Annotated in this window: 11 protein-coding genes; 4 read left to right on the top strand and 7 right to left on the bottom strand. The window is 36.0% G+C overall.

The features are described from left to right. Positions 1-61: 61 nt before the first annotated feature. The 6 genes from EKH84_RS04185 to EKH84_RS04160 form a co-directional block, all read right to left on the bottom strand. On the bottom strand, positions 62-619 hold the full coding sequence (locus EKH84_RS04185; RefSeq protein WP_190283482.1) for a Uma2 family endonuclease: 558 nt from the start codon (positions 617-619) through the stop codon (positions 62-64). Between the two features lie 232 nt (positions 620-851). After that, on the bottom strand, positions 852-3,476 hold the full coding sequence (locus tag EKH84_RS04180; protein ID WP_127065265.1) for a cation-translocating P-type ATPase: 2,625 nt from the start codon (positions 3,474-3,476) through the stop codon (positions 852-854). Between the two features lie 492 nt (positions 3,477-3,968). Next, complete coding sequence (locus tag EKH84_RS04175) at positions 3,969-5,813, bottom strand: hypothetical protein (protein WP_127065264.1); 1,845 nt, start codon at positions 5,811-5,813, stop codon at positions 3,969-3,971. 131 nt (positions 5,814-5,944) lie between these two features. Continuing rightward, positions 5,945-7,501 (bottom strand): stalk domain-containing protein, encoded by a 1,557-nt coding sequence (locus tag EKH84_RS04170; protein WP_127065263.1) that lies wholly within the window; start codon positions 7,499-7,501, stop codon positions 5,945-5,947. 160 nt (positions 7,502-7,661) lie between these two features. Next, a complete protein-coding gene (locus EKH84_RS04165) occupies positions 7,662-9,014 on the bottom strand; it encodes a methyl-accepting chemotaxis protein (protein WP_190283481.1) in 1,353 nt (450 codons plus the stop codon). 214 nt (positions 9,015-9,228) lie between these two features. Next, positions 9,229-10,047 (bottom strand): MerR family transcriptional regulator, encoded by an 819-nt coding sequence (locus EKH84_RS04160; RefSeq protein WP_013655251.1) that lies wholly within the window; start codon positions 10,045-10,047, stop codon positions 9,229-9,231. Between the two features lie 184 nt (positions 10,048-10,231). Between EKH84_RS04160 and EKH84_RS04155 the strand changes: the two genes are divergently transcribed. From EKH84_RS04155 to EKH84_RS04140, 4 genes are all read left to right on the top strand, one after another. Beyond that, the gene (locus EKH84_RS04155) at positions 10,232-10,930 is read left to right on the top strand and encodes an ABC transporter ATP-binding protein (RefSeq protein WP_127065261.1); all 699 of its coding nucleotides are present in this window, start codon (positions 10,232-10,234) and stop codon (positions 10,928-10,930) included. Between the two features lie 13 nt (positions 10,931-10,943). Then, on the top strand, positions 10,944-13,190 hold the full coding sequence (locus EKH84_RS04150; protein ID WP_127065260.1) for an ABC transporter permease: 2,247 nt from the start codon (positions 10,944-10,946) through the stop codon (positions 13,188-13,190). Between the two features lie 12 nt (positions 13,191-13,202). Then, complete coding sequence (locus tag EKH84_RS04145) at positions 13,203-14,342, top strand: HlyD family secretion protein (RefSeq protein WP_127065259.1); 1,140 nt, start codon at positions 13,203-13,205, stop codon at positions 14,340-14,342. Positions 14,343-14,426: 84 nt separating this feature from the next. Beyond that, positions 14,427-15,023 carry a TetR/AcrR family transcriptional regulator gene (locus EKH84_RS04140; RefSeq protein ID WP_127065258.1) on the top strand — a complete coding sequence of 199 codons (597 nt, stop codon included), beginning with the start codon at positions 14,427-14,429 and terminating at the stop codon, positions 15,021-15,023. 85 nt (positions 15,024-15,108) lie between these two features. Here the strand turns inward: EKH84_RS04140 and EKH84_RS04135 are convergent, their stop codons facing one another. Beyond that, the gene (locus EKH84_RS04135; RefSeq protein ID WP_127065257.1) at positions 15,109-15,813 is read right to left on the bottom strand and encodes a DUF434 domain-containing protein; all 705 of its coding nucleotides are present in this window, start codon (positions 15,811-15,813) and stop codon (positions 15,109-15,111) included. Between the last annotated feature and the right edge of the window lie 182 nt (positions 15,814-15,995).

Below are 15,995 nucleotides of genomic sequence, written 5' to 3'. Positions count from 1 at the left end.
ATTAAAGAAAAAGGTGACCACCCTGTATCTGTTATACATAGTGGTCACCTTTTTATTGTACTTAGAAAATCTCATCTATATCTATGGTAAGTTCAGAAAAAATGCTTGTTTTAAATTGTTTTACAAACCCTTGCTTTTCATAAAGTCTCTCTTTTTCTGCTTCATCTAGCTGAGTATAAACACCATTAAGTTTATATTTCCCCTCATATAAAACAAACTGCTCTATAGATTTATTAAGAGGATCTACGATCCAATATTCCCCCACACCATAAGCTTCGTATTTATGAAATTTGGTTTCTCTATCCCTTTTGATACTAGTAGGTGAAATCACCTCTACGATTAAGCTGGGTACGCCATTATACCCTTTATCTGTAAACTTATCTGGGTCACACAAAACAGATACATCAGGTATAACTTTATCTGTGCCTTCTTCATTCAAGAATACGTCAATGGTATCTGTAAACACTTCACAAGTTTTTCCTTTTAAATAACTTTTAAATATAAAATAAATGTTGCCTATAATTCTCCCATGTCTAGGATTGGCTGATGGCGACATATAGTACACCTTGCCATCTATGATTTCTTCTTTAAATTCATTTAGGTTGTCTGTTGGACTCATCATCTTCCTCCTAACATCCTTTTCTTTAGTATACCTTATCTCAGCACTGGCTAACAATCTCTAAAATAATTATCAAAACCTAATCGTTCATAAGCCTCAATATCCTGTATCAGCGTATTTCTTGATTATTCTTTATTGATGGGGCTCCCTCTTCCTAATTTTCTTTTTATATCTATCCCCAATTTAGCGTTTAGTGATTAAAGTTATTCACATTTTTAATCACATATACAGATTAATTCTTACTCGTACTACTTACTTTTTTAGCGCCTAAAATCAGTTTAATGAGCTGAATAACTACTAAAGGCACCAATGATAGCATACCAATACTGATAAATTGTTCCTTACTCAAGCTTGCAATCTCAAATATACTCATGAGTGGTTTAATGGTCATGATCATTGCCCATAACACTACCCCTAATAAAGTAGCCAGCCAGCTTGCTTTATTACTAAATACACCTAATTGAAAGAGAGATGCTTTGCCTCTACAATTTAAGCCGTGGAAAAGCCTTGCTAAACATAGGGTGGAAAATGCCATGGTGCTTGCTGTTAGATGATTCACTTGTTTTCCCATATAAAAGGCTACTAGGGTAACACAGCTAATTAATATTCCTTCAAATAATACCTCTAAAGCAAAACTTCTTGATAAAAGAGGTTCATCCATTTTCCTTGGCTTTTCCTTCATAATATCTTTTCTATAAGGTTCTACACCAATTGCAATAGCTGGCAGGCTATCTGTTACTAGGTTAATAAATAATAAGTGAAGTGGTACAAAAGGATTAGGAAGTGCTAGTAATGAGCAGTATAAAACGGCTAAAATACCGGCTGTATTCCCAGAGAGTAAAAACTTAATGGCATTCTTAATATTTGCATAGATATTTCTACCATTTGATATTGCCTTTACAATGGTTGAGAAGTTATCATCTGTTAAAATCATAGAAGCTGCATCTTTGGCTACTTCTGTACCTGTAATCCCCATAGCTACCCCTATATCTGCTTGTTTAAGAGCAGGCGCATCATTTACACCATCCCCTGTCATCGCTACTACGTTACCATTATCTTGCCACGCTTTTACAATACGGATTTTATGTTCAGGAGAGACACGAGCGTAAACACTAATTTGATCTACCTTGTTTCTAAGTTCTTCATCTGATAAAGCATCTAATTCTTTTCCTTCAATGGCTTCATCCATACTATTAAGGATCCCGATTTGCTTTGCAATAGCTGATGCAGTGATTTTATGGTCACCTGTAATCATAACAGGTTTAATGCCTGCCTTAATACAGTCTGCTACCGCCTGTGCACTTTCTAATCTAGGAGGGTCCATCATAGCAATTAAACCTAAGAAAGTAAGGTGATTTTCGTCTTCAAGGGTTAATTCCTTAGTACTGTCATAAGGCCTATAGGCAAATGCCAATACCCTTAAAGATTGCTCGGAAAAGACTCTATTGATTTGCTTAATCTGCGCCTTATCTTCTTCTGTAATAGGCCTAATACCTGCTGCTGTTTGAATATGGTCACATCTACCTAGTATGACATCAAAAGCACCTTTTGTAATAGCTACTTGCTCTCCTTTAAGCTCATGGGCTGTAGTCATTAACTTTCTATCCGAGTCAAAAGCTAGCTCTGCTAATCTAGGGTATGTTTCTCTTACTACCAATTCATCTAAACCATAGAGCTCTCCTAAATCAACCAAAGCCACTTCTGTAGGGTCTCCTATTTCTTTAGCTTCCCTGGTAATCGCATCATTACATAGTAAGCTCATTAAAGTTAAGGTATGTTCTAATTCATTTTCTTTATTCACAGCACTAGTCTCTATGACCTCTCCATTTACAAAGAGCTTTTGTACAGTCATTTTATTTTGAGTGAGTGTCCCCGTCTTATCTGAACAGATAACAGAGATGCCTCCTAGGCTTTCTACTGCATGTAATTTACGCACAATAGCATTTTCTTTTGCCATCTTTTGTGTACCAAGTGCAAGTACAATGGTAACAATAGAGCTTAAAGCTTCTGGAATAGCTGCTACTGCAAGAGAAATAGCAAACATAAAGGCCTCTGCTGGGCTAGCTCCTTTTACTATATTGAGGGTTAAAATAATCCCACAAATAATGAGTATAATAACTGCTAATTTCTTTCCAAATTGATCTAGGCTTACTTGAAGCGGTGTTTTCTTTTCTTGGGCATTTTCCAATAAGTTGGCAATCTTACCAATCTCTGTAGACATCCCAATATTGGTGACAATAACCTCTGCTCTGCCGTAGGTGACAAAGCTTCCAGAGAACACCATATTCTTTCTATCTCCTAAGCTTATATCAGCTGTAGAAATAGTCTCAGCACTTTTGAGGACACTTTCCGCTTCACCTGTAAGAGAGCTTTCATTAACCTGCAGATTGTAGTTTTCTATAATCCTGCCATCTGCACTTATAAAGTCCCCTGCATCTAGGAGCATCAAATCTCCTACCATTAAATCTTTAGAAGGAATCTCAGTAGCATTCCCATCTCGCTTTACTTTTGCCATAGGGGATGCTAAGGCCTTGAGAGCATCTAGAGATTTTTGCGCCTTTACATGCTGCACTGTACCTAGTATGGCATTGAGCATAATAACAACGATAATAACAATAGCACTTTCTAGTTTACCTAGAACCCCAGATACTATAGCAGCTACAATTAAAATCATTACTAAAAAATCCTTGAACTGCTCCATGAAAACACGAAATATACTTTTTCTAGCACCTTCTACTAATTCATTGTTTCCATACTTCTCCTTTAAAGCACCCAATTCCTCGGACTTTAGTCCTTCTCTTGTTGTTTGTAATAAAGAGAGAACCTCCTCTGATGATTTGTTGTAATACCTATCCATTTGATTGAACCTCCTTGTATATTGTCTTAGCGGGCTTGCAACTAACTACCTATATCAAAAAAGACTCTATAGCTGAATAAATAATCCCAGCTATAGAGTCTCACAAAACAAATTACGTTATCATTGCCGGGAAAGTCTCCGAATTGACGACAATGAATCTAGATATACTAGCAGTTACTCCCTCTATATATATGTATATGATTGTAACTGAGTATAAATTTATTTTTTGCAATTGTCAATTATTTTTTATTATATTTTTATTAGTTCAACCATCTGCTATTCTCATTTCTTTAAGAAATGCCTTCATTACTTTGCTTTTCAATATGATACTAGGATCTATTCCATCATGTAGATTTGGTATAAACATTACATTAAATCAAAAGGTGGCCACCGTGTATCTATTATACATAGTGGTCACCTTTTAAGTTAAAACATCCAAAATATATTATTATCCCTTTGATTGTACTACTTTCATCTTTCTTCTATTACTCCTCATCTTTCTTCTTCTACTTTCTTTTGCTGCTCTAGCCTTTGATTAAATACCTCTTCAGTAATAGGGGTAAGGGTGTAGGTTGTAGAACCATCCACATTTACTTCGCAGCTACCATTCATTGATAAGGTTATCTTGGTTCCTACTGTCATCACTGTGGTTATTTCATACGAATTATAAGGATTAAGATGAGCTATAATCCCCCCTTCTTCTACCATTAAGCTAGCTCTACTGTAGCCCTCATAAGTTTGCATACAAGAAACCTGCTCTATCCCATCACGATATAACCTAAATGTGCCATCTGATTCCATTTTCACTAAGCAGTTATAGTCAGCACAAGCATAGGCTCCTACAACTTCATCATATTTTAATTTTCTGATGTATGTTAACTGATTAAGTAGTACTTTATCGTAAGTATTGGCATCATCTAGTACATCCACGATACCAGTAGCCTTATTATATGCTTTTATAGCGACTTTTTGCTCATTTCCTTCTCCTTCTAGACAAGCATAGGTAAGATATTTTCCATATAAAGAAGTAGTATAATTCCCCTGTGCTTGATCTGTTAGTAAAATAGGCTGTTCTAATGCTTCAAGTTCTTTATTATTAATGTCTTGCTGAACAAAAATTTCATTTTTAGCAGTCCTATAAACCACATAGTCATTAAATATATCTTCTTGCAGTGAGCCACTGGCTAATTTGAATTTTATGTTGTTTCTACATAAATAAAGTGTTCCATCTTGTGTACGTGCCATAATATTGCCATGGTTAGGGCTGGACTTGAAGTAACTGCAATTTTTTAATATTGCAGCTACTTTGCACTCTTCTAAGGCCCTTATAAAGTAAGTTCTATTCCCTAAATACTTTTTATTAACTTTAGGTACTGCTAACTGATAAAGTATCTGCTCAGAATTCAAATAATATAAACTATTATCTTCTTCACAATAACTATAGCTTGTTACGTTTTCTGCCACTTTTATAGCTTCTTGCCCCTTTAATTTGACATATAGATGACTCACATTAGGTTTTGAAGAGCTATGTCCTATAAAGCATAATAGCTTTTGTTTATTTGAGCTTTCTAGCCGCGTTAAATCTATGTCATCTATATTTTCTATACGTTCTTCTTGTATTTTCTGTCCTCTAGCATGATAAATGACATAAGCTGGGTTACCACTATTTAATCTGCACAGCACTTCATTTTTCCCAATCACACTATACTCTTCAACATTGGCTGCAATTTGTTTTTTATCGCCGCTCTTACTTTTCTTGTACAAATGATTGCTTGCATCTAGATAATAAATGTCTTCACTGTCTTCATCGATGTACACATTATTTTGCTCAGCATCAGTATATATTCCTTTAGAATTATTTCTAATATCATAAAAATACCATTGACTAGAGTCTAGACTACTGTTAAAAAATAAGTACTTACCACTTTTGCTAAAGCTAAGCCCATCGCCACTTACATTCTCACTTATTTGAGTAGCTGCTACCCCTTGTTTAGCAATATATAGATTATTCGTATGATCTACGTAGGCTAAAGTTCCACTAATAGCTGAGTATACATATTGTTCACTGCCTATCTGTTTAGCTATTAATTGCTTTTCTTCCCCTATGTTCTTTATGTATAAATTTCCAACCCCTGGCGTGTTCCAGTTTGTATACTCGAATCCAACCATTGCATTTAATTCATAGTTTTCCTCAAACGCTGTACCTACTGTGGCATCCATTCCCTTATAGAAAATAATTCCTACGCTTAAACCTAGGCCTATGAGAACAAGCAAAGTCATAAAAACATAAAACCTATTTCCTCCATCCTTTTCCTTGCTACTAGCTTTACACTGCATTTTATTCCTCCTCACTTCTGACTTAGCTCATCATTCTCAATAGGAATTTAACCTAATAAAACCCCTTTTATGATAAATTTTAAGCGATTACTAAGTAGCTTCTGATACAAAGTAATCGCTGTTTTTGTTTTTTAATTTGTTCTAGTGATAGTTGCTTCTTTTTTATTATTATCCCAATCTACAGTTACCCCTTTAGATTTAAAGGCTTTAGCAATTTGAGAAACAGGAAGCAAAATACGATTGTTTTGTGAAACAGCTGTGCCATCCATTACAATTGTTTCACTACCTATAGTCATATGGTTAGAGTTTAATTTCACCTTAATTACATCACTACCGTCAATAATGATTGCTACCTTATTTTTTGAGTCCCAAGTAATTTGATTCTCGTTGATGCCTAAAGCATAAGCTGTTTGACGAAGAGGTAAATACGTTCTTTGACCAATTACAGCTGGCGGTGTATCCATTGGAGATTGTATAATTCCATCCTTAGTCCAGTTTCTATTATTAAGCTTAAACTTAACCACTTGTTTTACTTTGTTATCTATAGCAATATAAATTGACTTTTCCTCTTTATTTCCAGCTCTATCTTTGACAACTACTAAGTAATTACCTGTTTGTGTAACCGGATAGTTTACAGTACCTCCACCTGCTGCTATACTTACCACCTTGCCATTAACAGTAAGCTCTGCAATCTGGTCATTATCCTTAGCTGTAATTATAATAACCACACCACTAGCTGTTTTGCTTTGTGAAAGTACTAAAGTTGGCTTTTCCTTATCAATTATTTCATTAACATCTACATAAATACTCTCTGTACTTTCCATATTAAGGTCATCCTTTAAGACAACCTTATAGGTTCCTGACTTGCTAACCTCATATGTTACTTCTCCACCTTTAGAAGCAATGGTAACATTGGTGTTATTCACAGTTAATGTGCTAAGTCTATTACTATTGGTAGGCTCTCCATTAATGATGAGATACCACTTCTTATCCTTATATTCTTTAGTCACCTTTAAGGTAGGTTTATTGGCATTGATACTTACTTTATACTTCTTAGTGGTTTCATTCCCAGCATCATCTGTTACAACCACTGTATATTCCCCTGCTTTAGTTACTTCATATTCTCTGGTATCCCCATTTTCATTAAAGCTAATACGTGTACCATTTACGGTTACTTTGGTAATCTTGCCATCATCGGATGCTCTTATCACCAAATAGTATTTGCTATTTTTAGTCGTCTGCCAGACCTCTAATGTAGGACTTGTTTTATCCTTAACTGTTACTTTATAAGATGTACTTCCATAGTTCCCTAACTTATCTTGGAAGCTAATGGTATAAGTCCCACTTGATGTCATCTCACACTTATATGTACCTGATATGGCATCCCCACTAACTAATGTGGCATATTTACTACCTACTTTTACATAGCTCACGCCACTAGGATCATAAAGTGAAATCATGAGATAAGTCTTTCCATCTTTTTCTTCAGTCCATGCACCGTTAAATTGAGGTGCCACTTTATCCACTACCTCTATAGCCCCAGGCGTTGTGCTATTTACTTCGGCACTTGCCAGCGCTAAAACTGTATAGTTTGCAGGACTATATGTCCTAGCATATAAACAAGATAATTGTCCAGTAAACACTATACTCGTTGCTAAAACACTTGCTACTCTTTTATTTAATTTCATATCTATTATCTCTCCTCTTATAGGTTATGTAATTACTATAAACCCATTTTATTACAAGAGCATCATATTTGCACTAATTTTCTAATTATTTATTATTTTATAATCAAATAAAGCACTCCGAAAGAAAACTTTTCCTTCCAGAGTGCCTATTTGAAGTGCATTAAGCAATTTTGAATTCTCCTATAGCACTATCTAATTGCTCTGCTATTGCTGCTAGTTGTTTTGAAGATCTCTCCATTTTTTCTATGCCTTTGAGTTGGTCTTGTCCTGCCGCTGCTACTTCTTGCATACTTGCTGCCGATTCTTCAGCTACCTTTGCCATATTTCGTGTGCGATTAGAAATGCTTTGAGAATTTTCATTTACCTTTTGCATCCCATTAGCGGTTTTTTTAAGGCCTAAGACCATGTCCTCATAACAAGCTTTGATATCACTAAAGGCTCTATCTGTAATCATTACACAATCCTCTTGCTCTTTCACAAGTGCATGAGATAAGCCTATGTTTTCTACTACCTGACTAGCCTTATCCGTTGTCTTTTCTATCACTTCAACAATATTTTTCGAAGCTTCTTCTGACTCTTCTGCCAGGCTTCTAATCTCTGCTGCTACCACTGCAAAGCCTTTTCCTGCTTCTCCTGCTCTAGCTGCTTCGATAGCAGCATTTAGTGCAAGTAAATTGGTTTGATTAGCAATAGCTGTAATAACCTCCATGGTGCTTGCTACTTCTTCTATCATACTTTTTAATGCTTCCATGGACTCATTTAGTTCACCTGATAAAGCTACATGTTCTTTCATCTTATCTTCTTGCTTCTTAACAGCCATTTCTCCTTCTTCTATAATCTTTAAGGATTGACCTGCACCCTCTGCTGAGCTTGAGGTTTCTTTTGTGACCTGATTAATCAAGGCTGCCACCTCTAGAAGGGTTTGATTGATATCTTGAATAATCTGAGCTTGAGTGCTATTTCCTGATGCTACCTCATTAATGGCAGCAGACATTTGTGTAATAGTTGTAGCATTTTCCTGTGCCCTCTCTCCTATATCATGAGCCTGGGTATTGAGGACTCCTGCTGTATGTTGTAGTTTTTGAATAATATTTTTAAAGGCCTCAGTAGTATTTCCTAATGCTTTAGCTAAGATACCATTTTCATCTTGGCGCTTTGCAAGCGCTTCTAAAATCTCTTGTTTAGTTAAATCAAGCTGTGCCATTTGCTTAGATACCTCGGTAATTTGCGTAATAGGTTTAGCAATGGAGCGGCCTAATATGTACGCTACCACAGCTCCTATGATTAGAGATACGATTAGACCTATTAAAATAGGAGTTGGCATCAAAGAAGTTAATTTTTTCATTCCCTGTCCTATATTTTCTCCAGCTTGTCCTGGTGGATTCGATGTCATCATATCCATGGTGTTATTTCTATTATTATTCATATAGATAGAAACACCTACATTAATCACTGCAATCACCACGGTATTAAGTAACGATAGACTCATAATCTTAGTTGCTATTTTCTTCATATATGTCCCCTTCATTTAAGTGTATTATTAATGCAATAGAATTATATTTCGGAAACCTTAAAACAATCTTAAATCAAAGATTAATATTGTTTTTTAAAATAGTTCACCATAAATACTAAATAAGCAAGGGGTTTTTAGCAAAAAGGCGGCACCTAGTATCACATATACTTGGTTGCCGCTTTCTTTCGTACCTATCTAACTAGCTGAATATTATTTATTTTTTTCTAACTGGATAACACACTTCTGTTACTAACTCATCTGGATTTTGTGTTTCATATGGGCTTACATGATAAATACAAAATGATACACCATCAAAGGCATAGTCATTATCCCTCACCCAATTAGCTACGGCTTCATTGACCTCATTTATCTGGTCATAGCTTCCTTTATAGGTGGCTGATGCCATTAAAATAGGCTCTACTGTTTTAAAGATGACATGTTCAGTATTAGGGTAAGTTCCTTTTACTGATTTTTGTATCTCTACATCTACATTACTTTCCTTATGCTCAGCATCATGGAAGATTGCAAGGGTATAACAAGGGTCATCTGCTTGCAAATTAAGAGGTCCACATTCCTCCATCAGGATTCCCCAAAGCATACCTTCTGCCTTATAAGATGGAATCACTTGTCTTACACTTGCTACTGTTCGTTTTGGTAACTCTTTTAAAGTCACATTATATTTCATAACTGCTTCATCCTTTCCTAATCGGTTGATAGTCGTTTCAAGGAGTCTTAGCATTCTACCCACTTCTTCCTGCTTCTCACACACTTCACGCTGTTTAATGATGAGATACTTTTTAAGTGCTTCTTGATCTGTGTAGCTTTCTAATATCTCAGCAATCATAGCTAGACTAAAGCCCATATCTTTCAGCGCTGTAATACGGTTCACTACGGGCAGCTGCGCCTCACTATAATAACGATAGCCTGTGAAATCATCTATCATCTCAGGCATCAAAAGTCCTATCTCATCATAGTGCCTAAGCATACGAATACTAATCCTTGATAACTTTGAAAACTCCCCTATTTTTAACATTTATTTTTACCTCACATATATGTGTTTTTGAGCTCAATTTGAGTATAAAGTATACCACAGTGTAAGAGTCAATTGCCATTTTAATTTTTATTTAAAATTTTTAAATTATTATTGACATTCCGTCGTCAAAGTCATACCATATGACTATAATTATATTTTTAGTCATACAGTGAGGAGGGCTTTTATGTTTTTAGAAGTAACTGATTTAGTGAAAACTTATGAAACCGGAGCTGGTAACTTTAACGCAATGGAGCATGTCTCTTTTCATATTCACCAAGGTGAAATAGCTGTTATCTTAGGGCCTTCTGGTTCTGGCAAGTCTACTTTAATGAATATTGTAGGTGGACTAGAATCCGCCACCTCTGGAAGTCTCAAAGTAGAAGGTAAGGAAATTTCTACACTCTCACCTAAGGCGCTTGGCCTTTACCGCAGGGATACTGTAGGATTTGTCTTTCAGTTTTACAATCTTATTCCCAATCTAACAGTGAGAGAAAACGTAGAAATCTGCTCTCACTTGGGAAAAGAGCCTCTAGACATAGATGAATTACTTACTAAAGTAGGCCTTACTGAACAAACACACAAATTTCCTTCTCAGCTTTCTGGTGGTCAGCAGCAACGTGTGGCTATTGCTAGAGCTTTGGTGAAGAATCCAAAGCTGCTCTTATGTGATGAACCAACTGGTGCCCTTGATTACAAAACCTCCAAAGAGGTTTTAGCACTTTTTGAAGAAATCAATCGTAATTATCATACAACGATCTTGATGATTACCCATAATGATGCCTTTCAGGCTATGTCCCATCGAACCATTCGTATCAAGGATGGGAAGATTTTAAGTAATGAGCTGAATAAAACGAGAAAAACCATAGCGGAAATTGACTGGTAAGGAGGTACTAGCCTTGAATTTTAAAAGAATGCTACGCGATTTTAAAGCAAATAAAATCAAAAATCTAAGCTTTATTTTACTTATTATATTAAGCAGCATGGTCATTATAGGCTTTAATCGTTCATCTACCAGCTATATCCTGGCAGTAGATAAGTTCTATACGGACTACCATGCTGAAGATGGAGAATTCACCTTAGAAAGTCCACTCTCAGCTAAACAAATACGTACCTTAGAAAACCGTTTTCAGCTTACCTTAGAAGAGGTCCTATTGACAGATGTCAAGATAAAAACCCTTCCTAATGAACCTATTCTTCGGGTCTTTTCTATGGACCGTTCTATTAATCAAGTGGCACTATTAGATGGTATCTTTCCTTCTTCTTCAGAGGAAATTCTCCTAGACTCTAAATTTGCTGAAGCCTTAGGGTATCAAATAGGTGACTCTATTACCTTATCAGGTGCCTCCTTTAAAATCAGTGGCTATGGTATATCTCCCGATTATGTCTATACCTTAAAAAATCCCGGGGACTTTATGGGGATGGCAAATAGTTTTGGCATAGCTTACTTAGCGCCTGATGGCTATGAACGCGTCAAACAAAAGAATGCAGAAGCAACCTTATACAGTTATCAAACTACCTCCAAAGATACGACATCATTTAAAAATTACCTTCAAAAAAATCTTTCTTTAGTTTCTTTTCTAGAACGCAAAGATAATAGCCGTATGACTACTGTTTATAATGATGCCAGTGCACCTAGCCTTATCTCACTGATTATAGGCGTTTTACTGCTTTGTATCATTGGTTTTATTATTTCTATTTCCATACGTAATACCATCCAAAGTGAAAGTCAAATCATTGGTATTCTCTATGCTCAAGGCATCAATGCCAGGGAACTTTTAAGCTACTATTTAATGCTTCCTACCCTCTTGGTTGTAATAGGTGCTGTTATTGGTTATTTACTAGGCCTTGTTATATCTAATCCTTTACTTATCCTTCAATCAATTCAGTATACAGTTCCTCATGTGATCCTGGTTACACCCTGGTATTTGGTGGTAATAGGCATTATCTTACCTATTGCTCTTACTTTGGGTATCACCTTTATCTATGTTAGAAAAGCCCTGCAGCAAACACCTCTTTCACTTCTGAGAGGCAGTCATTCCAATATGAAAGTGTCACGGGTCGAAAAGCTTTTCTCCTTTGGGAGTCTCCCCTTCTTTAAACGCTTTCGCCTAAAATCTATGATGAGAGAGTTTGGAAGTATCTTAGCTTTATTCTTAGGCGCTACTCTCTCTATGTTTATCCTATTTACAGGGTTATACATGAAGGATTCTTGCGTGGATTATATGAATGAACTCCCCAACTCTATTCCCTATGACAATCTTTATACTTTTTATAGTCCAAAGGATTTACACAAATACAGTCAGCAAGGTGAGCTTACTGCGCTATACAATGTGAAATTCGATTATAAGGGAGTAAACAAAAACCTTACTTTGCAAGGCATTAACCCTCAAAGTGCTTTCTTCAACATGCCTGAGTTACAGACTTTAGGCCAGCACGAGATACTGATTTCCCCTAGCGTTTACTACAAATTTGGTATTCAAGTAGGCGATACCCTCACCCTTTATGATGACCAAGATAGTGATAAAACCTATCAGGTCTGTGTAAAGGGACTGGCTCCTTATGATTATGGTCTATACTTATATACATCGCTGCCTAATTATCACCATATCTTAGGCCTACATCAAAATAGCTCCAATGCTCTCATGACTTATAGTCCTCTAAACATAAAGGATACTAAAGTACTAAGCGAAACCAATAAGCAGAAAATGGTAGATGGGATGAAAAATTTCACCATGCTTATTACCGTCTTTACTAGCATTATCATCGTAGTTGCCAGTATCATCCTCATTGTGGTGATCTACATGCTAATGAAGATGATGATCGATAAAGGTAAGGTAAATATCTCTATGGTGAAAATATTCGGTTATCATCCCAAGGAAGTATCCGCTCTTTATCTAAGAGGTAATTACTGCTTCTTATTAATAGGCTATCTACTTGCTATCCCTGCTAGCTACAATCTCACCAAACTATTCTTTGATAGTATCTTTGAGTCCATGGACCAATATATCTTGCCTAGCTTAAATCCTTTTTCTTATGTATTAGGTTTTGTCATGATGACACTTAGCTACGCCTTTACCACCCTACTACTTAAAAATAATCTTAATCAAATCAGCCTCACTGAGGCGCTTAAAAATAGAGAATAGGAGGCTTTAACTATGAAACTTAATAAACTTTTTCTTTTAGCACTTAGTAGCTTGCTACTTCTTTCCGGTTGCAATACTGCTGAACCCACCTCTGTAGAAGTAGCTGCTCCCCCTGCTTCACTTGTCCTATATGGAGATGTTACTGCTGATAATCCTCAGCTTATCACCTTAGATTTTCCGGCTAAGGTAACTGCTGTCCATGTGAAAAATGGTGACATCCTTCAAAAGGATGATATCCTATTTACCTTGGATTTCTCTGATTACCTCCTTCAAATGAGTTCTAAGGAAAAAGAACTAGAGGAAGCACAAATTCAATTAAAAAATCTAGAGCAAAGCCTAAACCCTCAGCTGGCCCAGTATGATGCTACTTCCGAAAATCTAGCTTTAAAGAAGAAATATCTCCAGCAAGGTAGTGACCCTGAAATTATTCCTCTGGAAAGTGAATTAGAGCTTTTGGAAAAAGAGGCTACTACCGCTAAAAGCTTATATGAGACTAATCAAGAGCTTTTTACAAATGGGCTTCTTGCTCAGCAGGAATTAGAGGCCAGTGAGCAAGCTTATAAGGCTATCCTGCAAAAAATAGAAGCTACTTCTTCTGCCATAAAACAAATAAAAGATGCACGCACATTAGAAGTAAACACCTTATCTAATGAGCTTAAGAGTCTTAAATCTCAAATAAGTAATACTGACCAAGAAAAATCTACTAGTCTTGAAAAGCTTCGTGTTCAAATAGCACTTCTTGAAGAAACCATCAGTAACATGAAAAGTAAGCTAGATAAACCTTATCTAATGGAAAATACCATCATTGCCCCTGTTAATGATATGGTGGTTTATGACATTGCCGTTATGAATGGCAGCGACCTATCTAGTACTAATGGCATCCTTGGTAAGCTACTTTCTCAAGATTCTCTTTATATTTTAGCTGATATTCCTGAGGAATCTTTAAGCTTAGTCAAAGAAGGTCAACCTGTTTCCATTTCTCTAGCTGGACATACGGATTCACAGCCTGTACTTGCTGGCACTATTTCTCAAATAGCAGGCTGCGCTACACTAAAAGATGGTGATACTGTTGTAGAAGCCCATATTCAAGTAACAGAGGGTTCTAAACACCTCAAAGCAGGCCTTTCTGCTGATATTATTGTCAGTTATTGACACTTGTTTTCATATGGTGTTACTATTTATATTAAGATTCAGAAAAAATTTTCACTATTTTATATTAGGAAAAGAGGAGTTCATATGGCCACAGCTTTTTCAGAAAATGAAATACAGATTATCCATAAGCAACTTAAAGCTTGTGCTAAAGAATGCCTTACTAAATATGGAGTCAAAAAAACCACTGTAGATCAACTGGTTGCAGGTGCTTCTATTTCCAAAGGTGCCTTTTATAAATTCTACGAAAGCAAAGAAATGCTCTTTTTCGAAGCGATTCATGAAATCGAAACGGAAATTTATGATCATGCCATAACTATCCTAAAAACGAGAATGGATCTTAGTCCCTCTGAACGTTTAGAAGAAGCTCTATTTTATGCTTGTCAGGTTCTAGAATCCTCCAACTTACTTCATTTTATGAAGCATGAACTTGATTATCTGATACGAAAACTACCTCCAGATTTTATAAAACAGCATCTTGATGAAGAAGCCTCTTTAATCAACCAAATTATTAAAGACTCCGGTATTCAATTTAACTTAGACCCTAATCTCATTCTTTCCGTTGTACATTCTATTATTTATTTAGCTCCTAGAAGATCTATAATAGATGAAGCATATTATGAGCCAGCTCTAAGATTTATTATTAAAGGTGCTTGCGAGCAGCTTTGCAAAAATGCCCTATGATAAACATAAGGCGTTTTTGTAACTTCTTCTATCTAATCAATAAGATTATTGTCCACTAAAAATTGTCTTGCAACTACCTCTGGTTCTAGTTACAAAAGTCTATGCACCATCTACTTGGTATCTTCTCTTCAATAATAGACGCATTGAGATTGATCCAGCTTTCACACTTATTTAAAATAATAGCATCACTACTCACAACTCCTTTTAACCCGGAAAGCACTGCATCTACTTCATTAATCACTTCTACCTTTACTTCTAGCGGATATGCCTCACTCATTTCTAAAATTAGCTGCTTAAGTCTCCCTGAATTAGATACTGGCGCATCTAAGAAAATATGAGCTTTCTTAATCCCTTTCTCCTCCAATGTCTCCAATAAATACTGAATGGCTATCCTGGTTTTATCAATAAGCTTATAGGTTCCCCTTAAGCCTGCTAAATCTCTAATGGTCCCATCCATCCCCTTTACTAAAAGTGAGCCTGACAAAGCTACTTCTAAGGTAATAATGGTGTTAAAGCCATCTATATTCACTTCTTCTATAGGACTCTGGCATTCCTTCATCTTTCTTATCTCTAAATCTACCTGCGAGGATATAGCTCTCACAAGAGCTAAACGCTGCCTTTCACTCAGCATATAATGATTGCCTATAAAAGTAGAAGCTCCCTTAATCTTATAATTTCTATTTAGCAAGTAATATAAATCTTCCCCTGCATTATTTAATATTTGAAGTGCTGCTTCATTAAACTCTTTGCTATCACTTGGTACATAGCCTCGTCTTACTACTTCACCCATGTTACAGCCTCTTTCCATTTTTGATTGACTCATACTAAAACATTGATGTCACTTTCATTGTCTTAACATCTACATCATACCCTACAACAGTTGCCATATGTCCATCCTCTTTAATACCTTACTCTATTTCAGCTTATTCTCTCTTTTTATATTTTACATAGGTATTGTTATTCTATGTATGT

Origin of the sequence: Cellulosilyticum sp. WCF-2, assembly GCF_003990395.1 — a bacterium.
Taxonomy (GTDB): Bacteria; Bacillota; Clostridia; order Lachnospirales; family Cellulosilyticaceae; genus Cellulosilyticum; species Cellulosilyticum lentocellum.
Note: the sequence above shows the minus strand (reverse complement) of the source record. Positions and strands in the feature narration are given on the sequence as shown.

Excerpts from the sequence above, each read along its gene's own strand:
- EKH84_RS04140 (WP_127065258.1), top strand. The coding sequence starts at position 14,427 with ATGGCCACAGCTTTTTCAGAAAATGAAATACAGATTATCCATAAGCAA.
- EKH84_RS04185 (WP_190283482.1), bottom strand. The coding sequence starts at position 619 with ATGAGTCCAACAGACAACCTAAATGAATTTAAAGAAGAAATCATAGAT.
- EKH84_RS04175 (WP_127065264.1), bottom strand. The coding sequence starts at position 5,813 with ATGCAGTGTAAAGCTAGTAGCAAGGAAAAGGATGGAGGAAATAGGTTT.
- EKH84_RS04180 (WP_127065265.1), bottom strand. The coding sequence starts at position 3,476 with ATGGATAGGTATTACAACAAATCATCAGAGGAGGTTCTCTCTTTATTA.
- EKH84_RS04155 (WP_127065261.1), top strand. The coding sequence starts at position 10,232 with ATGTTTTTAGAAGTAACTGATTTAGTGAAAACTTATGAAACCGGAGCT.
- EKH84_RS04145 (WP_127065259.1), top strand. The coding sequence starts at position 13,203 with ATGAAACTTAATAAACTTTTTCTTTTAGCACTTAGTAGCTTGCTACTT.
- EKH84_RS04165 (WP_190283481.1), bottom strand. The coding sequence starts at position 9,014 with ATGAAGAAAATAGCAACTAAGATTATGAGTCTATCGTTACTTAATACC.
- EKH84_RS04170 (WP_127065263.1), bottom strand. The coding sequence starts at position 7,501 with ATGAAATTAAATAAAAGAGTAGCAAGTGTTTTAGCAACGAGTATAGTG.
- EKH84_RS04160 (WP_013655251.1), bottom strand. The coding sequence starts at position 10,047 with ATGTTAAAAATAGGGGAGTTTTCAAAGTTATCAAGGATTAGTATTCGT.
- EKH84_RS04135 (WP_127065257.1), bottom strand. The coding sequence starts at position 15,813 with ATGGGTGAAGTAGTAAGACGAGGCTATGTACCAAGTGATAGCAAAGAG.